The organism is Pseudomonas sp. VEM90, assembly GCF_054611535.1.
Genome location: NZ_JBTRAR010000020.1, coordinates 46,369 through 66,979 on the forward strand (window position 1 = coordinate 46,369; position 20,611 = coordinate 66,979).

18 protein-coding genes are annotated in these 20,611 nt (G+C 63.0%); 8 read left to right on the forward strand and 10 right to left on the reverse strand.

Annotated features, from left to right (window positions below; all coding sequences use genetic code 11):
* Nucleotides 1-76: 76 nt before the first annotated feature.
* The 7 genes from pqqF (at nucleotide 77) to ACYCCG_RS18865 (ending at nucleotide 7,707) form a co-directional block, all read left to right on the forward strand.
* Complete coding sequence (pqqF, locus tag ACYCCG_RS18835; protein ID WP_459671474.1) at nucleotides 77-2,377, forward strand: pyrroloquinoline quinone biosynthesis protein PqqF; 2,301 nt, start codon at nucleotides 77-79, stop codon at nucleotides 2,375-2,377.
* A 159-nt stretch (nucleotides 2,378-2,536) separates the two neighbouring features.
* A complete protein-coding gene (pqqA, locus tag ACYCCG_RS18840; protein WP_003243383.1) occupies nucleotides 2,537-2,608 on the forward strand; it encodes a pyrroloquinoline quinone precursor peptide PqqA in 72 nt (23 codons plus the stop codon).
* Nucleotides 2,609-2,687: 79 nt separating this feature from the next.
* Complete coding sequence (gene pqqB, locus ACYCCG_RS18845) at nucleotides 2,688-3,599, forward strand: pyrroloquinoline quinone biosynthesis protein PqqB (protein WP_209968548.1); 912 nt, start codon at nucleotides 2,688-2,690, stop codon at nucleotides 3,597-3,599.
* A 159-nt stretch (nucleotides 3,600-3,758) separates the two neighbouring features.
* On the forward strand, nucleotides 3,759-4,514 hold the full coding sequence (gene pqqC, locus ACYCCG_RS18850; RefSeq protein ID WP_003255592.1) for a pyrroloquinoline-quinone synthase PqqC: 756 nt from the start codon (nucleotides 3,759-3,761) through the stop codon (nucleotides 4,512-4,514).
* Nucleotides 4,511-4,786 (forward strand): pyrroloquinoline quinone biosynthesis peptide chaperone PqqD, encoded by a 276-nt coding sequence (pqqD, locus tag ACYCCG_RS18855; protein ID WP_176683521.1) that lies wholly within the window; start codon nucleotides 4,511-4,513, stop codon nucleotides 4,784-4,786. The genes pqqC and pqqD overlap by 4 nt, the downstream gene beginning before the upstream one ends.
* Entirely contained in the window at nucleotides 4,758-5,918 is a 1,161-nt protein-coding gene (gene pqqE / locus ACYCCG_RS18860) for a pyrroloquinoline quinone biosynthesis protein PqqE (RefSeq protein ID WP_422630967.1), read from the forward strand. The genes pqqD and pqqE overlap by 29 nt, the downstream gene beginning before the upstream one ends.
* The gene (locus ACYCCG_RS18865) at nucleotides 5,884-7,707 is read left to right on the forward strand and encodes a S9 family peptidase (RefSeq protein ID WP_339443944.1); all 1,824 of its coding nucleotides are present in this window, start codon (nucleotides 5,884-5,886) and stop codon (nucleotides 7,705-7,707) included. The genes pqqE and ACYCCG_RS18865 overlap by 35 nt, the downstream gene beginning before the upstream one ends.
* Before the next feature lie 63 nt (nucleotides 7,708-7,770).
* On the opposite strand, the gene ACYCCG_RS18870 is transcribed toward ACYCCG_RS18865, so the two are convergent.
* Nucleotides 7,771-7,929, reverse strand: coding sequence for a YqaE/Pmp3 family membrane protein (locus ACYCCG_RS18870; RefSeq protein WP_003177654.1), 159 nt, complete (start codon nucleotides 7,927-7,929; stop codon nucleotides 7,771-7,773).
* Nucleotides 7,930-8,076: 147 nt separating this feature from the next.
* Nucleotides 8,077-9,357, reverse strand: coding sequence for an aspartate aminotransferase family protein (locus ACYCCG_RS18875; protein WP_176683523.1), 1,281 nt, complete (start codon nucleotides 9,355-9,357; stop codon nucleotides 8,077-8,079).
* A 210-nt stretch (nucleotides 9,358-9,567) separates the two neighbouring features.
* Here ACYCCG_RS18875 and ACYCCG_RS18880 point away from each other — a divergent pair, with 210 nt between their 5' ends.
* The gene (locus ACYCCG_RS18880; protein WP_176683524.1) at nucleotides 9,568-10,491 is read left to right on the forward strand and encodes a LysR family transcriptional regulator; all 924 of its coding nucleotides are present in this window, start codon (nucleotides 9,568-9,570) and stop codon (nucleotides 10,489-10,491) included.
* 278 nt (nucleotides 10,492-10,769) lie between these two features.
* Here ACYCCG_RS18880 and ACYCCG_RS18885 read toward each other — a convergent pair whose 3' ends face one another.
* The 8 genes from ACYCCG_RS18885 to bioF form a co-directional block, all read right to left on the reverse strand.
* Nucleotides 10,770-12,548, reverse strand: a complete 1,779-nt coding sequence (locus ACYCCG_RS18885) for an acyl-CoA dehydrogenase C-terminal domain-containing protein (protein WP_209968555.1) — start codon at nucleotides 12,546-12,548, stop codon at nucleotides 10,770-10,772.
* Between the two features lie 124 nt (nucleotides 12,549-12,672).
* Nucleotides 12,673-13,956 (reverse strand): GGDEF domain-containing protein, encoded by a 1,284-nt coding sequence (locus ACYCCG_RS18890; protein WP_021782689.1) that lies wholly within the window; start codon nucleotides 13,954-13,956, stop codon nucleotides 12,673-12,675.
* A 652-nt stretch (nucleotides 13,957-14,608) separates the two neighbouring features.
* Entirely contained in the window at nucleotides 14,609-16,414 is a 1,806-nt protein-coding gene (locus tag ACYCCG_RS18895) for an acyl-CoA dehydrogenase C-terminal domain-containing protein (RefSeq protein ID WP_209968558.1), read from the reverse strand.
* A gap of 288 nt (nucleotides 16,415-16,702) precedes the next feature.
* A complete protein-coding gene (locus ACYCCG_RS18900) occupies nucleotides 16,703-16,999 on the reverse strand; it encodes a hypothetical protein (protein WP_049587144.1) in 297 nt (98 codons plus the stop codon).
* Between the two features lie 212 nt (nucleotides 17,000-17,211).
* Nucleotides 17,212-17,892: a dethiobiotin synthase gene (bioD, locus tag ACYCCG_RS18905; protein ID WP_176683527.1), complete on the reverse strand. Its 681-nt coding sequence runs from the start codon at nucleotides 17,890-17,892 to the stop codon at nucleotides 17,212-17,214.
* A 10-nt stretch (nucleotides 17,893-17,902) separates the two neighbouring features.
* Nucleotides 17,903-18,721, reverse strand: a complete 819-nt coding sequence (gene bioC / locus ACYCCG_RS18910; RefSeq protein ID WP_209968562.1) for a malonyl-ACP O-methyltransferase BioC — start codon at nucleotides 18,719-18,721, stop codon at nucleotides 17,903-17,905.
* The gene (locus ACYCCG_RS18915) at nucleotides 18,714-19,445 is read right to left on the reverse strand and encodes an alpha/beta fold hydrolase (RefSeq protein ID WP_209968566.1); all 732 of its coding nucleotides are present in this window, start codon (nucleotides 19,443-19,445) and stop codon (nucleotides 18,714-18,716) included. The genes bioC and ACYCCG_RS18915 overlap by 8 nt, the downstream gene beginning before the upstream one ends.
* Nucleotides 19,438-20,610: an 8-amino-7-oxononanoate synthase gene (bioF, locus tag ACYCCG_RS18920; RefSeq protein WP_014755112.1), complete on the reverse strand. Its 1,173-nt coding sequence runs from the start codon at nucleotides 20,608-20,610 to the stop codon at nucleotides 19,438-19,440. The genes ACYCCG_RS18915 and bioF overlap by 8 nt, the downstream gene beginning before the upstream one ends.
* Nucleotide 20,611: the final 1 nt, after the last annotated feature.

Sequence of the window (20,611 nt, forward strand, 5' to 3'; positions counted from 1 at the left end):
ACCGGCGCCATACCCCGCGAATAGGCCGAGCCTGCAAACAAATCGGTTAGCATGAAAAGCCGCCACCGGAGCCCCCATGCCTGACGCCACTCGCCAACTCACCCTCGTCAACGGCTTGCAGTTGACCCTGCGCCACGCCCCGCGCCTCAAACGCTCGGCCGCCGCACTGCGGGTACATGCGGGCAGCCACGACGCACCTGCCAAATGGCCCGGTCTGGCGCACTTCCTCGAACACCTGTTCTTCCTCGGTACCCCGCGCTTCCCGCTGGAAGACGGCCTGATGCGCTACGTACAAGCCCTGGGCGGACAGGTCAACGCCAGCACCCGTGAACGCGCCACCGACTTTTTCTTCGAGGTGCCACCCAACGCGCTAGGCGGCGGTCTCGAGCGCCTGTGCCAAATGCTGGCAGAACCGGATCTGGGCATCGAACGCCAACGCCGTGAACGCGAAGTGATCCACGCCGAATTCATCGCCTGGTCGCGCAATCCATCGGCCCAACAACAGTTCGCCCTGCTGCAGTCAGTGTCAGACAAGCATCCACTGAGCGCTTTTCATGCTGGCAATCGATACACCCTGGCCTTGCACGATGCGGCCTTCCAGCAAGCGCTTGCGGGCTTTCATCAGCGCTTCTACCAAGGCGGCCAGATCTGCTTGAGCCTTTGCGGGCCGCAGCCGCTGGATGAACTTGAACGCCTTGCCCGGCAGCATGCCGAACTGTTCGCCGCAGGTGAGCGCGGGCCGCAAATGCCGCCGCCGCCACTGCCAGCAATCGCTAGCTCCCTGACCTTCACTCACCAAGGCCTCCCCAGCGGCGCCGAGCAAGCCTTGGAACTGCTGTTCGCTTACCTGGAGGACAGCCGCCCAGGTACCTGGCTGGGCGCGCTTCGCGAGCGTGGCTGGCTACAAAGCTTCACGGCCGAAAAGCTGTACGCGTTTGCCGGTCAGCTGCTGTGGCACCTTGACCTGAAGCTAAGTACCGACGCTTGCCCGGACGAAACCTGCGCCCTGCTGCAAGGTTGGTTCAGGTTCATCCGCCAGGCCGACCGCGAACAGTTGAACCACCAATTCGGCTTGCTGCAGCGCAGCCGTGCGCACAGTGCCAGCGCGCTCGAGCTGGCCCGCCGGGACAGCACAGGCCAGCCGTTCGCCAAGCTGGATACCCAAGGGTTGCAGGCGCTTGGCGCCCTGCTGGAAAGCCTGCCAGGTAGCGACCATGGCAATTGGCAGCACTTGCCAGTCGACCCATTGCTGATGGCAGACCTGCCCCATGCCAAGGCGCAGCCGCTGCCGGCAGCGCTGAAGATCAGTGACCAGCTCCCGCCCGCGCGCCAATACGCTGCGCTGTACCTGCGCTGGCATGTACCTTCACCTTTGCGCCAGCCCTTGCAGCGTGTGCTGGAACAGGCCCTGGCACCACTGCAGGAACGTTGTGACCGCGCCTCCGTGCAACTGCAGTACAGCAGCGCCGGAGAATACTGGCAGTTGCGCTGCGCCGGCCTGCCAGCAGCAGTGCTGCGCGCAGTGGAACAAGCATTGGCCTTGATGCTCAAGCCACCTGCCAGTTGCTGGCTGCCCTGCACGGCGCAGCCCCCGGCCCTGATCCCCATCAGGGCCCTGCTCAAGCAACTGCCAGACGCGGTACGGGGTAGCCTGCCCGCAGCGGTGCCCGCCGACACGCTGAACCAGCAGCAACTCGACAGCCTGTGGCTGCACACCGAGTGGCATGGCATGGCTGCAGGCTTCGAGGATACCGCGCTAAACGCCTTGGGCACTGCGCTGCAGCAGTGCCCTGGGCAAGGCTCGCGGCCTAGTCCCCTGCCAACATGGGCAAACCACCGCTGGCAGCATGCCCAAGTGCCAGGCAGCGAACATGCCCTGCTGCTGTTCTGCCCGTTGCCTGCGGCCAAAGAAGCCGCAGGCCGTCTGTTAGCCCAGTTGCTGCAAGGGCCGGTTTACCAACGCCTGCGGGTGGAATTGCAACTCGGTTATGCGGTGTTCAGCGCCTTTCGTCAGGTCGAGGGGGTCGGTGGGCTGCTGTTCGGCGTGCAGTCCCCCCACACCGGCCAGGCACAGGTGCTCGACCACCTGCTCGACCTGCTGCGCCATGGCGTCACCCTTGACCCGGCCGCTCGCCAGGCATTGGCTGGGCAATTCGACGAGCCCGCCATGGCCAACGCCGATGTCGCCGAATGGGCGTGGCAGACACACTTGGCCACACAACCCGATAAGCTGGATGTGCTGCGCAGGTCTATTCTGACTACGCGGCAGACGGATCTGGACCACCTGCTGAGCAACCTGCTCGACACAGGTTCCGCTTGGCTATGCTTGGCCAACGCTGCCGCGCCAGACACTTCCTGGCAGGGCGAAAATCGATGATTATTACGCGAACTGCAACGGCGCTTCTCGAATAATTAACCTTCCGGTTCAAATTTTTCTTGTAAGATAGCGCAATCCCGGTTTCAGGGAACTGCCAACGCATGGCGGTACCCAAGTAGTAGCTGAACAACCCAACCCTCATTCGGAAGGAGTAATTCCATGTGGACCAAACCTGCATACACTGACCTGCGTATCGGCTTCGAAGTTACTATGTACTTCGCTAACCGCTAAGCCAGGCTTAGGGTTTCACGCCTCGGCCTGCCGGGGCGTTTTCGTTTTTTCCGATCCGGTTTCTGCATAGAGAGTGGCCATGTACATCCAGGTTCTCGGCTCCGCCGCCGGTGGCGGGTTCCCGCAGTGGAACTGCAACTGCGTCAACTGCAAGGGCTACCGTGATGGCACCCTGCAAGCCACGGCGCGCACCCAGTCATCCATCGCCCTGTCCGACGACGGTGTGCACTGGATACTGTGCAATGCCTCGCCCGACATCCGCGCCCAACTGCAGGCCTTTGCGCCGATGCAGCCGGCCCGGGCCCTGCGCGACACCGGCATCAACGCCATCGTCCTGCTGGACAGCCAGATCGACCACACCACCGGCCTGCTCAGCCTGCGCGAAGGCTGCCCGCATCAGGTATGGTGCACGGACATGGTCCACCAGGACCTGACCACCGGTTTCCCGCTGTTCAACATGCTCAGCCACTGGAACGGTGGCCTGCAGTGGAACCGTATCGAGCTGGAAGGCAGCTTCGTGATCGACGCCTGCCCCAACCTCAAGTTCACCCCCTTCCCCCTGCGCAGCGCCGCGCCGCCTTATTCGCCACACCGCTTCGACCCGCACCCGGGCGACAACCTTGGCCTGCTGGTAGAGGACACCCGCACCGGCGGCAAGCTGTTCTACGCCCCGGGCCTGGGCCAGGTCGACGACAATCTGCTGGCGATGATGCACGGTGCCGACTGCCTGCTGGTCGACGGCACCCTGTGGGAAGACGACGAAATGCAGCGCCGTGGCGTGGGCACCCGCACCGGCCGCGAGATGGGTCACCTGGCCCAGAACGGCCCTGGCGGCATGCTGGAAGTGCTCGACGGCTTCCCGCGCCAGCGCAAAGTGCTTATCCACATCAACAACACCAACCCGATTCTCGATGAAAACTCCCCCGAGCGCGCCGAAGTCCTGCGCCGGGGCGTCGAAGTTGCCTTCGATGGCATGAGCATCGCGTTGTAAAACAGTTCGTGATGCGACACAGGCCCTGTGGGAGCGGGCATGCCCGCGAAGCATCCAACACGGTGTATGGCACCGGCTTCGCCGGTGTTCGCGGGCATGCCCGCTCCCACAGGGTGAATATGTGTCAGCCCTGACAATCGCTTTACAGGAGCCAGCCGAATGAGCGACGCACTGCCTATGTCCCCTGCCGAGTTCGAGCAGGCCTTGCGCGCCAAGGGCGCCTATTACCACATCCATCACCCGTACCACGTGGCGATGTACCAGGGGCGCGCCACCCGAGAGCAGATCCAGGGCTGGGTGGCCAACCGCTTTTATTACCAAGTCAACATCCCGATGAAAGATGCCGCGATCCTGGCCAACTGCCCGGACCGCGAAGTGCGCCGCGAGTGGATCCAGCGCCTGCTCGACCACGATGGTGCGCCCGGCGAGGATGGCGGTATCGAAGCCTGGCTGCGCCTGGGCCAGGCTGTCGGGCTGGACCCGGACCAATTGCGCTCGCAAGAACTGGTATTGCCCGGCGTGCGCTTTGCTGTGGACGCCTACGTCAACTTCGCCCGCCGCGCCAGCTGGCAGGAAGCCGCCAGCAGCTCGCTGACCGAGCTGTTCGCCCCGCAAATCCACCAATCGCGCCTGGACAGCTGGCCACAGCACTACCCGTGGATCGATCCCGCCGGCTACGAGTACTTCCGTACCCGCCTGGGCCAGGCTCGGCGCGATGTGGAACACGGCCTGGCGATTACCCTGCAGCACTACACCACCCGCGCGGGCCAGGAGCGTATGCTGGAGATATTGCAGTTCAAGCTGGATATCCTCTGGAGCATGCTCGATGCCATGAGCATGGCCTACGAACTGAACCGCCCGCCCTATCACTCCGTCACCCAGGAACGGGTGTGGCACAAGGGAATCACCCTATGAGTTTCGACCGTAAGCAGGTACCGAACTGGCGCCCCGGCTATCGTTTCCAGTACGAGCCGGCGCAAAAGGGCCATGTGTTGCTGTACCCTGAAGGCATGATCAAGCTCAACGACAGCGCGAGCCTGATCGGTGGCCTGATCGACGGCCAGCGTGACGTGGCAGCGATTATCAGCGAACTCGAACAGCAATTCCCCGGTGTCCCGGAAGTGGCGGACGACATCGAGCAGTTCATGGAGGTGGCCCGTGCCGAACACTGGATCGTCCTCGCCTGAGTTGCCGCCCACGCCCGAGGTCGGCCTGCCGCTGTGGCTGCTGGCCGAGCTCACCTACCGCTGCCCGCTGCAGTGCCCTTACTGCTCCAACCCGCTGGACTTCGCCGCCCAGGGCCAGGAGCTGAGCACCGAACAGTGGTTCAAGGTCATGGCTGAAGCGCGGGAAATGGGTGCCGCACAAATCGGCTTTTCCGGCGGTGAACCGCTGGTACGCCAGGACCTTGCTCAACTGATCGCAGAGGCCCGCCGCCTGGGTTACTACACCAACCTGATCACCTCGGGCATTGGGCTGACCGAGGCGCGCATCGCCGAATTCAAGAAGGCTGGCCTGGACCATATCCAGATCAGCTTCCAGGCCAGCGACGAGCAGGTGAACAACCTGCTGGCCGGCTCGAAAAAGGCTTTTGCACAGAAGCTGGAAATGGCCCGCGCGGTGAAAGCCCATGGCTACCCGATGGTGCTCAACTTCGTCACCCATCGGCACAACATCGACAAGATCGACCGCATCATCGAGTTGTGCATTGCCCTGGAGGCCGACTTTGTCGAGCTCGCCACTTGCCAGTTCTATGGCTGGGCGCACCTCAACCGCCTGGGGCTGCTGCCAACCCGCGCGCAGCTCGAGCGGGCCGAACGTATCACCAACGAATACCGGGACAAGCTCAAGGCCGAGGGCAACCCGTGCAAGCTTATTTTCGTAACCCCTGACTACTACGAAGAGCGCCCCAAGGCCTGCATGAACGGCTGGGGCAACCTGTTCCTCACCATCACCCCGGACGGCACCGCATTGCCCTGCCACGGCGCCCGCCAGCTGCCCGTGCAGTTCCCGAATGTACGCGACCACGACTTGCACCATATCTGGTATGACTCGTTCGGTTTCAACCGCTTCCGTGGCTATGAGTGGATGCGCGAACCTTGCCGCTCCTGCGACGAGAAAGAAAAGGACTTCGGCGGCTGTCGCTGCCAGGCCTTCATGCTGACCGGCGATGCCAGCAATGCCGACCCGGTGTGCGCCAAGTCGACCGAGCACGGCATCATCCTCAAAGCCCGCGAGGAGGCAGAAACCGCCCAGCTCGCGATCGAACAGATGACCTTCCGCAATGATCGAAACTCCCGTGTCATCGCCCGCGGCTGAATTCAGCGCGGCCCAGGCAGTGGCCGCCGGTACCGACTTCGCCGAACTCAAGGTCAGTGCTGACGGGCTGTTCTGGAACGAATTCCGCCCGGCCGATGGGGCATGCCGTATCTGGCACTGGCTGCACTACCAGGCCCGCTGCCTGACCCCGGACGGCTTCAGCGTACGCAGCCGGGTCTATGAGTACGGCGGTGGCAGCTTCTGCCTCGGTGGCGACGGGCTGGTATTCGTCAACGAAAAGGACCAGCAGGTCTACACCCAGCCGCTGGACGATCTGTTACCACGTGCACTGACCCAGGATGCCAGCTGCCGCTATGGCGATGTGCAGTGGCACGACGGCCACGTACTGGCCGTCGAAGAGCGCCATGCCGAGCAGGTAGAGCACCGCCTGGTCGCTTTGGGTGACAGCCGCCGCGAGGTGCTCGCCGAGGGCGCCGACTTCTACGCCTCGCCTGCCGTCAGTGCCGATGGCCAGCGCCTGGCGTGGATCGAATGGGACCGCCCGGCACAGCCCTGGACCGTCACCCGGCTGATGTGCCGCGCGCGCGATGCCAGCGGCCACTGGGGGCCGGCGCAATGTGTAGCCGCCGCAGAAGAATCGTTGCAACAACCACGCTTCGATGCCGAAGGTCGGCTCTACTGCCTGTCCGACCGCAATGGCTTCTGGCAACCCTGGGGTGAGGTCGATGGCCAATGGCAGGCGTTGCCTGCCGCACCGGCGGACCATGCTGCTGCGCCTTGGCAATTGGGGACCTGTACCTGGTTGGCACTGAGCCCGCAAAGCTACCTGGCCAGCTGGTTCGAAGACGGCTTCGGGCAATTGGGGCTGCGTGGCGAAGATGGCCGTATGGAGCATTTCGCCAGTGCCTACACACGCTTTCGCAGCCTGGCCATGGACAGCGAACACCTGTATGCCATTGCCGCCTCGCCCATCAGCCCACCAGCAGTCATTGCCATTGACCGCAGCAACCACGACGTACGTGTGCTGGCCGGCGGTGCCGAAATGCTGCCGGCAGGGCAAATCAGCCTGCCACAGTCGATCCACTACGGCAGTGGCGGCGAGCAGGCCCATGGTTTCTTCTACCCGCCAGCGCAGTCGCAAGGCGCCGCGCCGCTGGTGGTGTTCATCCACGGCGGGCCAACCTCAGCCTGCTATCCCGTGCTCGACCCGCGCATCCAGTACTGGACCCAGCGTGGCTTTGCCGTGGCCGACCTCAACTACCGGGGCAGCACCGGCTATGGTCGGGAATACCGCCAGGCACTGCACCTGCGCTGGGGCGAAAGTGACGTGGCCGATGCCTGCGCGGCGGTCGAATACCTGGCTGCTCAAGGCCTGGTCGACAAGCACAAGGCGTTTATCCGCGGCGGTAGCGCCGGTGGCTACACCACCTTGTGCGCCTTGGCGTTCCATGACGTGTTCCGCGCTGGCGCCAGCCTCTATGGGGTCAGCGACCCGCTAGCCCTTGGCCGTGCCACGCACAAGTTCGAAGGGGATTACCTGGACTGGCTGATCGGCGACCCGCAGCGCGACGCTGAACGCTATCGCCAGCGCACCCCGCTGCTGCATGCGCAGCGCATCAAGGTGCCGGTGATTTTCTTCCAGGGTGAGCTGGATGCGGTGGTGGTGCCGGAGCAGACACGCGCCATGTTGGCGGCGCTACAGGCCAACGGGATCGACGCTGAAGGGCATTTTTATGCGGAGGAGCGGCACGGGTTCCGCAAGGCGGAAAACCTGGCGCATGCCTTGGAAGAAGAGTGGAAATTCTATTGCCGGGTGTTGGCGCAATAGTTCCAGGCGCCCCGAGCAGGAGCGACCTTGCGCTGCTCCTGCAGGGGCCAATCTCTGCCTGTATCAACGCTTGGCGATGATATACACCGCATGCACGATCCCCGGAATGTATCCCAGCAAGGTCAGCAGAATATTCAGCCAGAACGCCCCGCCAAACCCCACCTGCAGAAACACGCCCAGAGGTGGCAGAAGAATGGCGATGATGATGCGAATAAAGTCCATGCGAGTCTCTCCTGAAGGGTTACATCAAAGACTAGCTGCCAGTCGAAGAGGTTCCACAGGCAAAAAAAAACGCCCCGGGCCGAATGAAACAGGCCAGGGGCGATGCGCAGGAACGCCAGACGGTTCGTTGAATTCTTTGGCAGGCCGCTACGCTGGCACTTCGCGACGGGCCTGCTGCTGGGCATGCAGGCGGGCGAAAGCGCGCGCCAGGCGCAGCAGCATTTCGTCGATGTTGCCTTTGCTCACAGTCAGCGCCGGAGAAAAGCGCACCACATCCGTTTGCGGCGCGTTGAGCAGCAGGCCCTCGTGCAGGGCCGCAGCCACCAGCTCGCGGGCCAGGTTTTCTTTCAGTTGCAGGGCCCATAGCAGCCCGTGACCGCGCACTTCACCCTGACCATAGCGCCCGGTCAGGCGGCTCAGGCCTTCACGCAGGTGACGACCGTTATCCTGAACCTGGGCCAGAAAGCCAGGCTCCAGCACGCTGTCCAGCACCGCCAGGCCGGCGGCGCACATCAGCGCGTTGCCATGGTGGCTGCCGTCCAGCTCACCAGGCTCGGCGCAGCATGCCTTGCCCCTGGCCAGCAAGGCGGCCAGCGGCACGCCGCCCCCCAGGCCCTTGCCCAAGGTAATGATGTCGGCACGCACGCCATAGAGCTCCTCGGCCAACAGCGCACCACAGCGACCAATACCGGTCTGCACCTCATCTAGGATCAGCAGGATGCCCAGTTCGCGGCAGAGCGTTTCCACGCCTTTGAGGTATTCCTGAGTAGCGGGAATAACGCCCGCCTCACCCTGTATCGGCTCGAGCATGATCGCCACGGTGCGTGAGTCCACCTCGGCGTGCAGCGCCGCCAGGTCGTTGAACGGCACCTTGCTGAAACCTGGCAGGCCAGGTTCGCAGCGATTGCATGGCAGCGGATCGGACGCCGACAGCGCGCCCAGGCTACGGCCATGGCAGGCTTGGCTGGCAGTAATGATGTGATAGGCGCCATTGCGGTGCAGCTGGCCCCACTTCCGCGCCAGCTTGATCGCCCCTTCACAGGCCTCGGCACCGCTATTGAGCAGGTAGGCCTGGTCACTGCCGGTACTCTGACACAGCCGGTTGACCAGCCCCAGCAGGCCACGGTTGTGGAAGCCCGAGCCCGGGTTGATCAAGGCCTGAGCCTGATTGCCCAATGCTTTGACCAGCACGCTGGGGCTGTGGCCCAAGCTGTTGACCGCACCGCCCTGGGTGAAGTCCAGGTAGGCATGCCCCTCGTTGTCCCACAACCAGGAGCCCTGGCCACGCACGAATACCTGCGCTGCACGTTCGGCGCCGGGCATCAGGCGCTCAGGTGACAGCTCAGAAGCTTGCGGCACGATCACCGGCGCACGCTTGGGCTCGGCGGCGGCGGCAGAAGCCGAGCGGCGCAGGTTGAACAGGTTCATCAGGGCTCCAACCAATCACGGTAAAGGGCAGCCACGGTGCGGTCTTGATGCCGACACTCGATATTTTGCCTTGCCTATCAAAAGTGTTTTTCATCCGGGGTAACAATCGACCGAATCATCGCTGTAACCCTTTGGAATACGGCGATAGACTAGGCTTCAACAGGGTTTTCGACCATTTCGTTTTTCCAGCATTTTCGATAAGTGTTTCTTATGGATTTCCGTCAACTGCGTTATTTCGTCGCGGTGTACGAAGAAGGCCACGTCGGCCGTGCCGCCGAACGCCTGTCGCTGTCACAGCCAGCGCTTTCCCAGCAAATCCGCCAGTTGGAGCACAGCCTCGATCTCAGCCTGTTCGAGCGCAGCAACAAACGCTTGCTGCCGACCCTGGCCGCCCACACGTTGTACAACCATGCCCTGCCGTTGCTCGACGGCCTGCAGCGTGCCCACGAGGCCATGCGCAACTTCAAGGGCCAGTCGCTGCGCACCTTGGCTATCGGTGTATTGCAGACCGTGCGGCCAAGCCTGGTACCGCAACTGCTTGAACGGCTGCGCAAGGCTCAACCTCACCTGGTCGTGCAGATTTACGAGTTGTCGGGGCTGGAGATCGAACGCCGCCTGCTCAACGGCAGTCTGGACATCGGCATCAGCTACCTGCCGCCGCGCCAGCCAGGGCTGCATGGCCTGCTGTTGTACGAAGATGAGCTGCAACTGGTCATACCCGATACCCACCCGCTGAAGGACTTCAAGAAGGTGTCCATCCGCCAGGCCGCCGAGTTGCCCATGCTGATGCTGGGCGAGGAGTTCCAGATCCGCCAGATCTGGCAGGCGCAGTTGGCCAGCCAGGGCCGACGGCCGCAGGTGCAGGCAGAGATGAACAATATGGCAGGGATTCTCGATAGCCTCGCGCACACGGCGCTGGCCACTATTCTTCCAGGGCGCGCCAAGGAGGCCGCCGAAGATGACCAAGGGCTGCTGTGGAAACCGTTGAGCGAGCCGCGCGTGCCGTTGAAGGTTGGCCTGGTATTTCGCGATGCCCAGCGCCAGCAGGCCTCTGTAGAGCTGCTGCGCACGTTGCTGGAGGAAGAGACGGACGCCCGCCTGTTGGGGGCATCACCGCGGGATGTGCTGGCCTAAAAACACGCACGCAAAGAAAACCCCGCCGAAGCGGGGTTTTCCAGACTGTTTCCCTGTGACATCCGTATCGCCCCGCCATCCTGGCAGGTGGTCCTTCGTCGTCGTCCTTGATCTGTCCTTTGCGCTTCCTGCGCAACGTCCATGTGGTAAAGATTAACCGTGGATCCAATCTTAGAACAGTGGTGAAAAGTCACCACGTCGCGTAGGAAAAAGCTTACACAGGAGATTCATTCACAGATATGGCATGGCTGGGGCCGCTTCGCGGCCCCAAAAAACGATCAGAACTGCTCGGCATCCAGCAGGTAAAGCGACTCACTTCCCGCCTTCACCGAAGCCACCAGCGAATCCACCCGTGGCAGCAACCGCGCAAAGTAGAACCGCGCCGTACCCAGCTTGCCCGAATAGAACGCCGCATCTCCCTCACCCGCCTGCGCCGCCCGCGCCATCAGTGCCCACATATAGCCATAGGCAACATAGCCGAAGGCATGCAGGTACTCGACCGAAGCCGCACCAATTTCATTCGGGTTGCCCTTGGCCTGCTGCAATACCCACTCGGTCAGCCCATCGAGCTGATCGAGCGAAGCACCCAGTGGCGTGGTGAATTCGTCCAGTTCGCTGCCTGCACGGGTAATGAACTGGCGGATCTCATCAGAGAACAGCTTGTAGTATGCCCCGCCGCTGGCCACCACTTTACGCCCCATCAGATCGAGGGCCTGGATGCCATTGGTACCCTCGTAGATCTGGGTAATGCGCACATCGCGCACCAACTGCTCCTGCCCCCATTCACGAATGTAGCCATGCCCGCCAAATACTTGCTGGCCGTGCACTGCGCACTCCAGGCCCAGGTCGGTGAGGAAGGCCTTGGCCACCGGCGTCAGCAGTGCCACCAACTCTTCGCTGCGTTTGCGCACGCTGGCGTCTTCGCTGTACTTGGCACTGTCCAGTTGCATGGCCACGTAAGTGGAGAAGGCGCGGCCACCCTCGATCAGCGCCTTCATGGTCAACAGCATGCGACGCACGTCCGGGTGGACGATGATCGGGTCGGCAGCCTTGTCCTTGGCTTGCGGGCCAGTCGGGGCACGGCTTTGCAGGCGATCGCGGGCGTACTCCACGGCGTTCTGGTAGGAGCGCTCGGCCGACGCCAGGCCTTGAATGCCGACGCCCAGGCGCTCGTAGTTCATCATGGTGAACATGGCCGCCAGGCCTTTGTTCGGCTCACCGACGATGTAGCCGACAGCTTCGTCGAAGTTCATCACACAGGTAGCCGAGGCCTGGATGCCCATTTTGTGCTCGATCGAGCCGCAATTGGCCGGGTTCCGCGCACCGAGGCTACCGTCTTCATTGACCAGGAACTTCGGCACCAGGAACAGCGAAATCCCTTTCGGCCCCGCCGGTGCATCCGGCAACTTGGCCAAAACCAGATGGATGATGTTCTCGGTCAGGTCGTGTTCACCGCCGGTGATGAAGATCTTGGTGCCGCTGACCTTGTAGCTGCCGTCAGCCTGGGGCTCGGCCTTGGTGCGGATGATGCCCAAGTCGGTGCCGGCATGTGGCTCGGTCAGGCACATGGAACCGGCCCAAACGCCGGCATACATGTTCGGAAGGTATTTTGCCTTCAAGGCCTCGCTGGCGTGGGCGTTGATCGACAGGCAGGCGCCGGCGGTCAGCATCGGGTACAGGCCGAAGGCCAGGCTGGACGCGTTGACCATTTCCTCGACCTGGGCCGAGATGGCCTTGGGCATACCCATACCGCCGAACAGCGGGTCACCGCCCACGCCCACCCAGCCGCCTTCGGCGTAGGTGTTGTAGGCCTCGATGAAACCGGCTGGGGTGCGCACCACACCGTTGTCCCAGTGGCAGCCCTCTTCGTCGGCGGCGCGGCTGAGCGGCGCAATGGTCTTGGCGGTGACCTTGCCGGCTTCTTCCAGCACGGCCATGGCCGTGTCGGCATCGACAACCTCGGCCAGACCGGGCAACTGCGTCCACTGCTCGGCCACGTTGAAGACTTCATTCAGTACGAAGCGCATGTCGCGCAGGGGCGCTTTATAGTCAGCCATGACAACCTCTCGCTAGTCGGGTCGGGGCGGTCTCGGGGAACCGCGACACTGGGGTTACTGGCAGTGTAACCGAACAACTTTTGCGAGACATAGGGTCATCAATCGACTGTATAGTCTCACTCGGTCACGCCGTACGCACTGCCCCACGCGGTGATTGTCGCCCATGCACCATGACACAATTGCGCCCCGCACCTTTGGCGCTGTAAAGCGCCTGGTCGGCGGATTTCAGTACCGCCTCGGGGTTGCGATGATCCGCCTGGCGCTCGGCCACACCAATGCTGATGGTGACCGAAACCGTGCCGCCGCCGCTGCCAGCGCGGCGCTGGCGGCCGGCGGTATCGTCCTGCGGGCGGTTGTGCTGGTCGCGCAGGTGCATCACGTAATTAGCGATTACTTCACGCACAGCCTCCACATGCGGCACGCATTCCTCGGCGGTCTTGCCGGCGAACACCAGGGCGAACTCTTCCCCACCATAACGGTAGGCGCGGCCACCGCCGGTGACCTTGGACAAGCGGCTGGCGACCAACCGCAGCACCTGGTCACCGACATCGTGGCCGTGGGTGTCGTTGAATTTCTTGAAATGGTCGACATCGGTCATGGCGATGACATAGTTACGCCCCAGGCGCTGCATGCGCTCGTTCAGCGCACGGCGCCCCGGCAGGCCAGTCAGCTCGTCACGGAAAGCCATCTGATAAGCCTCGTGCGCCACTGCTGCGGCGATCATCAGCATTACCTGGCTGCACATGATGTTCAGGGTAAACGGCAGGATGAAGGTTTGCGGCAGCATCCAGAAAATGCCCAGCAGGCCGATCAACTGCGCGGCGTGCAGCGGCCGGGGTGCACGCAGGTACTGCACCACCAGCAGAATGAACACACCAAGGAACAGTGGGTAGACCATCTGGATCAGGCTCATCCAGTGGCCATGCAAAGCCGGCCAGCGGATCTCCGCCAACCAGGTCAGCAACGCCTCGGGGTAGCTTTGCTGGAGGGCCACCGCCACACTGCCCACGGCAAACAGCACGGCACCGCGGGCGACCAGGTCCTGCAGCAGGTGCGTACGCTCCTGCCAGGCGCCATACAGCCCGAACAGCGCCGGCAGCAGCAGGCAGACCAGGTGGAAGATCACCGCTGCGTCCTCACGCACGCGGCCATGGTCACGGTAGAAGTCGGTCTGGGTATCGAGCAGGAAGTAGGCAATGTACACCGTCAGCATCAGAAACAGCTCACGCTGGCGGCGGTAAACCGCGCAGTAGGCGCCGCCCAGCAGTAGAACCAAGGTAGGCAGGACATTGAACAGCGATGTGAAAAAGACGCTGAGGTCTCTCACATAGGCTGCGGCGAGCCCTGCCAGCAACAAGAACAGCGACGGCAGGAAGTGGCTAGCGCGAACAGCGTTAAGACGAAACAAGGGTAATCTCCAACCCGGCAGATCAATAATGGCATTGTGCCCTCACTTCATCGGCAGTGCACTGGAACAGTTGAATTTGCGGTTGAATGAACGAACTTCCCATGCACCGTGTCGCATCCTTCGCGGGTAAACCCGCTCCTACGACGGCCTGTGTTCAACCCCTGATGTGTGGCCACCACCGATCAGTGGGGTAGGAGCGGGTTTACCCGCGAATACGGTAGCGGCGTCAACGGTGAACGGCGGGTGGATATTGGCCAGCAGGGCCGGCCTCTTCGCGGGTGAACCCGCTCCTACACGACGGACTGTGTCCAACCCCAGATGTGTGTCCACCACCGATCTGTGTAGGAGCGGGTTTACCCGCGAATACGGTGGCGGCGGCAACGGTGAACGGCGGGTGGAGATTGGCCAGCAGGGCCGGCCTCTTCGCGGGTGAACCCGCTCCTACACGACGGCCTGTGGCCAACCCCTGGTATGTGGCCACCACCGATCAGTGTGGTAGGAGCGGGTTTACCCGCGAATACGGTAGTGGCGGCAACGGTGAACGGCGGGTGGAGATTGGCCAGCAGACCCGGCCCTTTCGCGGGTGAACCTGAAGACGTAAAAAACCCGCCTGCCGGTCAGGGCAGGCGGGTTTTTGGGTACAGCGCCAGTATCAGTACGACAGACCGAAGTGCTCTTCGTCCATCGCCATCAGGTTGTTGGCGCCCGACAGCATGGTCGCCACATGGGTACGGGTACGTGGCAGGATGCGCTGGAAGTAGAAGCGGGCAGTCTGCAGCTTGGCGGTGTAGAACGCCTCCTCGCTGGTGCCGGCTGCCAGTTTCTCGGCGGCCAGGCGGGCGATGTCGGCCCAGAAGTAGGCCAGGCAGGCATAGCCGGAGTACATCAGGTAATCGACCGAAGCCGCACCCACTTCTTCACGGTCCTTCATGGCAGCCATGCCCACTTTCATGGTCAGCTCGCCCCACTCCTTGTTGATGGCCGCCAGTGGTTCGATGAACTCCTTGACCGCTTCGTTACCTTCTTGCGCCTGGCAGAACTTGTGCACGATCTTGGTGAAGCCCTTCAGTGCTTCGCCCTGAGTCATCAGCACTTTACGACCGAGCAGGTCGAGGGCCTGAATACCGGTAGTGCCCTCGTACAGCATGGAGATACGGCTGTCGCGCACGTTCTGCTCCATGCCCCATTCGGCGATGAAGCCATGGCCGCCGTAGATCTGCACGCCGTGGTTGGCGGCTTCGAAACCGACTTCGGTCATGAATGCCTTGGCGATCGGGGTCAGGAACGCCAGCAGGGCGTCAGCCTTCTTGCGCTCTTCTTCGTCCTGGCTGTACTTGACGATGTCCACCTGCTTGGCGGTGAAGTAAACCATCGCGCGGTTGCCTTCGGCGAAGGCCTTCATGGTCAGCAGCATGCGACGCACGTCCGGGTGGACGATGATCGGGTCAGCGGCCTTGTCCGGTGCTTTCGGGCCGGTCAGGGAACGCATCTGCAGACGCTCGCGGGCGTACTTCAGGCCACCCTGGAACGCCACCTCGGCGTGGGCCAGGCCTTGCAGCGCAGTCCCCAGACGAGCAGTGTTCATGAAGGTGAACATGCAGTTCAGGCCTTTGTTGGCAGGGCCAATCAGGTAGCCGGTGGCAGCATCGAAGTTCATCACGCAGGTAGCGTTACCGTGGATGCCCATCTTGTGTTCGATCGAGCCACAGCTCACGCCGTTGCGTTCACCCACGCCACCCTCGGCGTTAGGCAGGAACTTCGGCACGATAAACAGCGAAATACCCTTGGTACCGGCCGGTGCGTCCGGCAGGCGGGCCAGAACGATATGGACGATGTTGCCGGCCATGTCGTGCTCGCCGGCCGAAATGAAGATTTTGGTGCCCGAAACCTTGTAGCTGCCGTCGGCCTGTGGCTCGGCCTTGGTGCGCAGCATGCCCAGGTCGGTACCGCAGTGCGGTTCGGTCAGGCACATGGTGCCGGTCCACTCGCCGGACACCAGCTTGGTCAGGTAGGTGTGCTGCTGCTCGGCAGTGCCATGCGCAGAAATAGTGTTCATCGCGCCATGCGACAAGCCTGGGTACATACCCCACGACCAGTTCGAACCACCGACCATTTCGCTCAGGGCCAGGCCCAGCGACTCTGGCAGGCCTTGACCGCCGTGCTCGACGTCATGCGCCAGGCTAGGCCAGCCGCCTTCGACGAACTGCTCGTAGGCTTCTTTGAAGCCGGTTGGGGTTTTCACCCCCGACTCGCTCCAGGTGCAGCCTTCCTGGTCACCCACACGGTTCAGCGGCGACAGCACCTGCTCACAGAACTTCGCGCCTTCTTCAAGGATCGCGTCGACCATGTCGGGCGTGGCGTCCTGGCAGCCCGGCAGGCTCTGATAGTGCGCTTCATAGCCAAGCAGCTCGTCGCGAACGAAGCGGATATCACGCAAGGGGGCTTTGTAGTCAGGCATGGCGATGAACCTCTAGGTGAGTTCTGTGGGGTGACCCGCGCTTGGCGGAAGCCGATCAAACAGTTGTTTGAAACTTACGTTTAGCTTAGCTTTCTGTCAAGGATGGACTATGGTGCCATTTACGCCACGGAAAATGGCAAATCAGTCATGCCATGGCACAAACCCTTGTAGGAGCGGGCTTGCCCGCGAAGAGGTCCGACCAGACAAAATTGTTGTCTGATCGGACGCATTCGCGGGCAAGCCCGCTCCTACATGGGCAGGCGCTGAAATAGGGGATGACGCAAGTGTTCAGGCGTAGGTGTCGATGATCCGGCCAAGCATTTCGTCGGATGCCTTGACGACCTTTGCGCCAAGCTCGACTTCGGTCTTGCCCACCGCCTGTTGCACGACACTGGTGGCCATGTCCATCTGCTGGCTGCGGTCGACCGCGCGCAAGCGTTCGGCTTGAAAATCGCTGGACTGGCTTGTGGCGGTGCGTTCGGCAGTGGTGTTGGCGATCTGGCTGGCAGCCTGATCGACGCGGTTCTGCCCGGTCTGGATTGCGCTCAGGCCCGCGTAGTAGGCGGAGCTACCGGTGATTTCCATGTCAGGACTCCATTGACGCTGGATGACGAACAGCCCCAATTAAAACAGGCTGGGGACAAAAAGGCCCGTTTAAATCCCTAATGGCTCAATGCCAGTTGATAGGCCTTGGGTATTCCTGCACTGGCCTAGTCGCGGGTAACCCCGCGCCTACAACGGTATGCGTTCCCTCGTAGGAGCGGGTTTACCCGCGAAGAGGCCGGGCCTGCAACACACTAATCCAGCAGATCCAGTTGCAGATGCTCAGCCACCATGTCGGCACTGGCCTGCTTGAGCTTGGGAACCCGCCCCAGGCAAGGCGCCGGCAGGCGCTCTGCAAGGCTGGCCAGGTTCTCTTCCAGGCGCGAGGTGCGCGGCTCGATGATGTTTGCCACCCAACCCGCCAACTGCAGCCCATCGCGCTCGATCGCCTCGGCGCTAAGCAAGGCATGGCTGATGCAACCCAACCGCACGCCTACCACCAGTATCACCGGCAACTGCAAGGCAACGGCAAGGTCGGACAGGTTATCCAGACCCGACAGCGGTACGCGCCAGCCACCGGCTCCCTCTATCAGGGTGAAGTCGGCATTTTGTTGCAGCACATTGCGCATCGCCGCGAGCAGGTCTGGCACTGCCAGCGTCACCCCTGCCTCGCGCGCCGCGACATGCGGGGCAATAGCAGGCTCGAAGGCAAACGGATTGACCTGCTCATAGGGCAGCTTGACCGTGCTTTCGTCGATCAGCGCCAGGGCATCGCTATTGCGCAAGCCTTTCGGCGTCATCGTGCAGCCTGAGGCAACCGGCTTGGCACCCAGCGTGCTCATGCCCTGCAAACGCGCCGCATGCAACAGGCCGGCGGCGATGGTGGTCTTGCCAACATCGGTGTCGGTACCCGCAATGAAAAAGGCCTGGCTCATCGTGCTCCCCTTACGCCTGTGGCTTGCGCAACACACCATAGACCACTTGATAGGTGGCTGGCAGCCCCGCGGGCTGGCGAAATGCCTCATAGGCCTGCAACAGGCCCTGCATTCGCGCCCTGCCGGTGAGACCGGAAGGTCGCCCAGGGTTCAGATTGTGCGCCCCCAACGCCTTCAGTTCGTGGGTCAGGCTGCGCACATCCGGGTAGTGAAGCACATGCGGGCACCGCTCCAGCTCAAGCTGTTCAAAACCGCTGGCTGCACACAGGCGCTGGTAGTCTTCGAAACGGCGGAAGCGGTTTACATGCACCAGGCCATCCACCGCCTGCCAGCTGGCGCGCAGTTCGTCGAGGGTGCCCACGCACAGGCTGCTGAAGGCCAGTACACCGCCTGGGCGCAGCACCCGCTGCGCCTCGGCCAGCACACTGGCGAACTGATCGCACCACTGCACCGCCAGACTGGAAAACACCAGATCGACGCTGCCATCGCGCAGCGGCAAACGCTCGGCGTCGCCAACCACGTGATACTGCGCCCCACCCTTTACATGACGGGCGTGAAGCAACATGCCTTCGGCAATATCCACCGCCAGGCCACAGGCCTGGGTGAAACGCTCAGCCAGCATGCGGCTGAAATGGCCGGTGCCACTGCCCAGGTCCAGCCAGTGTGACGGCTGCAGGCCTACCGGCAACTGCTCCATCAGGCTCAGACCAACAGCGCGCTGAAGGGCCGCCACGCTGTCATAGCTGGCTGCGGCGCGGGAGAACGAGGCCGCCACCTGGCGCTTGTCGGGCAATGCGCCGGGCAGGGTCGGACGGGAAAGGTCAGTCATCGCCACTCTCATGCAGGAAACTCTTGATGCCCGTCGCCAGTTCCTGCGGGTACTCCAGCAGGAACGCGTGGGAACTGTCTTCGACCAAGCCCACTTCCACATCGGGCAACAGCTCGCTTAACGCCTTTGCCGCCTCTGCCGGCACTAGCGCATCGCTGCCAGCAAACAGGTGCAGCTGCGGGCCTCCATAGGCTTGCAAGGCTACGCGGGTGTCCAGTTTGGCCAGCACTTCAAGGCCAGTGGCCAGGTACAACGGGTCGGTATCCGGCACGCCGACACCCAGTTGGCGCAACAGGGTGCGCGGCTGCAGGGCGCCGTCGCTGCACAAGGTACGGAAGCGCTTGAGGGTGACCTGGGTATGGCTGCGGCAGCCGTCGAGGAAGGTGCCGAAGGTGTCTTCGGCCATGCCGTGGGGCCAGTCTGGCCGGGCCAGGAAGCTGGGGTTGCTGGCCAAGGTCAGCAGCCCGCAGCAGTGGTCGCCACGCTTGTGCGCCAGCGCGCTGGCCAACATGCCACCCAGTGACCAGCCACCCAGCCAGACATTGTTGGGCAGCTTGCGGTCCAGATGGTCGATCCAGGCCTGCACATCGCTGTGAGCCAGTTCTGGCAGGGGCATCAGCTCTACCTGCAGGCGGGCGTCCTGGGCCCGCAGGCTAGCGGCCAGCGGCTCCAGCGCAGCAGTTCCCAAGCCCCAGCCAGGCAACAGAACAAGTCGATTACGCATCGGCGTTCTCCAACTGTGGATAACACTCGGCCAATGCATTCAACAATAGCTGCACCTGCGCCTCGCTGTGCGCGGCACTCAGGGTCACCCGCAGGCGTGCGCTGCCAGCCGGCACGGTGGGTGGGCGGATGGCCGTCACCAGCAAGCCGCGCTCACGCAGCAGGCGTGACAGGCGCAACGCCTGCGCACTGTCGCCGATCACGATGGGCTGGATTGGCGTCGGGCTGTCCATCAACTGAAGCCCCATCTGCTGCGCGCCTTCCCGGAACTGACGAATCAAGGCTGCCAGATGCTCACGACGCCAGGTTTCACGGCGCAGCAGCTCCAGGCTCTTGAGTGTGGCGCAGGCCAGCGCCGGTGGCTGGCTGGTGGTGTAGATGTAGGGGCGGGCGAACTGCACCAGCGCCTCGATCAGCGCTTCGCTGCCAGCCACAAAGGCGCCGGCAGTGCCGCAAGCCTTGCCCAGCGTGCCGATCAGCACCGGTACGTCATCCACACCCAGGCCAAAGTGCTCGACGATACCGCCGCCCTGTGCGCCCAAGGTACCCAGGCCATGGGCGTCGTCAACCATCAACCATGCGCCGCGGGCACGCGCGACATCGGCCAGCGCCGGCAGGTCGGCCAGGTCACCGTCCATGCTGAATACGCCATCGGTCACCACCAGGGTATTGCCGACTGCCTTGTCCAGGCGGCTGGCCAGGCTGGCCGGGTCGTTGTGCAGGTAGCGGTTGAAGCGGGCACCACTGAGCAGCCCGCCATCCAGCAGCGACGCATGGTTCAGGCGGTCTTGCAGCACCGTGTCGCCCTGCCCCACCAACGCGGTGATGGCGCCCAGATTGGCCATATAGCCGGTGGAGAACAACAGCGCGCGCGGGCGGCCGGTGAGTTCAGCCAGTGCCTCTTCAACCTGATGGTGCGGGGTGCTGTGGCCAACCACCAGGTGCGAGGCACCACCACCCACACCCCAGCGCTCGGCGCCGGCCTGCCAGGCGGCGATCACCTCGGGGTGGTTGGCCAGGCCCAGGTAGTCATTGCTGCAGAAGGCCAGCAACCGCTGGCCGTCGACCACCACTTCCGGCCCCTGCGGGCTTTCCAGCAATGGCCGCTGCCGATACAGGTCTGCGGCGCGCCGTTCGGCCAGGCGCGCAGCCAGATCGAAAGCCATG

What these genes read in the sequence shown, in the direction of transcription:
- pqqF (WP_459671474.1), top strand. Translation starts at nt 77, where the DNA reads ATGCCTGACGCCACTCGCCAACTCACCCTCGTCAACGGCTTGCAGTTG.
- pqqB (WP_209968548.1), top strand. Translation starts at nt 2,688, where the DNA reads ATGTACATCCAGGTTCTCGGCTCCGCCGCCGGTGGCGGGTTCCCGCAG.
- pqqC (WP_003255592.1), top strand. Translation starts at nt 3,759, where the DNA reads ATGAGCGACGCACTGCCTATGTCCCCTGCCGAGTTCGAGCAGGCCTTG.
- pqqD (WP_176683521.1), top strand. Translation starts at nt 4,511, where the DNA reads ATGAGTTTCGACCGTAAGCAGGTACCGAACTGGCGCCCCGGCTATCGT.
- ACYCCG_RS18865 (WP_339443944.1), top strand. Translation starts at nt 5,884, where the DNA reads ATGATCGAAACTCCCGTGTCATCGCCCGCGGCTGAATTCAGCGCGGCC.
- ACYCCG_RS18870 (WP_003177654.1), bottom strand. Translation starts at nt 7,929, where the DNA reads ATGGACTTTATTCGCATCATCATCGCCATTCTTCTGCCACCTCTGGGC.
- ACYCCG_RS18875 (WP_176683523.1), bottom strand. Translation starts at nt 9,357, where the DNA reads ATGAACCTGTTCAACCTGCGCCGCTCGGCTTCTGCCGCCGCCGCCGAG.
- ACYCCG_RS18880 (WP_176683524.1), top strand. Translation starts at nt 9,568, where the DNA reads ATGGATTTCCGTCAACTGCGTTATTTCGTCGCGGTGTACGAAGAAGGC.
- ACYCCG_RS18885 (WP_209968555.1), bottom strand. Translation starts at nt 12,548, where the DNA reads ATGGCTGACTATAAAGCGCCCCTGCGCGACATGCGCTTCGTACTGAAT.
- ACYCCG_RS18895 (WP_209968558.1), bottom strand. Translation starts at nt 16,414, where the DNA reads ATGCCTGACTACAAAGCCCCCTTGCGTGATATCCGCTTCGTTCGCGAC.
- ACYCCG_RS18900 (WP_049587144.1), bottom strand. Translation starts at nt 16,999, where the DNA reads ATGGAAATCACCGGTAGCTCCGCCTACTACGCGGGCCTGAGCGCAATC.
- bioD (WP_176683527.1), bottom strand. Translation starts at nt 17,892, where the DNA reads ATGAGCCAGGCCTTTTTCATTGCGGGTACCGACACCGATGTTGGCAAG.
- bioC (WP_209968562.1), bottom strand. Translation starts at nt 18,721, where the DNA reads ATGACTGACCTTTCCCGTCCGACCCTGCCCGGCGCATTGCCCGACAAG.
- ACYCCG_RS18915 (WP_209968566.1), bottom strand. Translation starts at nt 19,445, where the DNA reads ATGCGTAATCGACTTGTTCTGTTGCCTGGCTGGGGCTTGGGAACTGCT.
- bioF (WP_014755112.1), bottom strand. Translation starts at nt 20,610, where the DNA reads ATGGCTTTCGATCTGGCTGCGCGCCTGGCCGAACGGCGCGCCGCAGAC.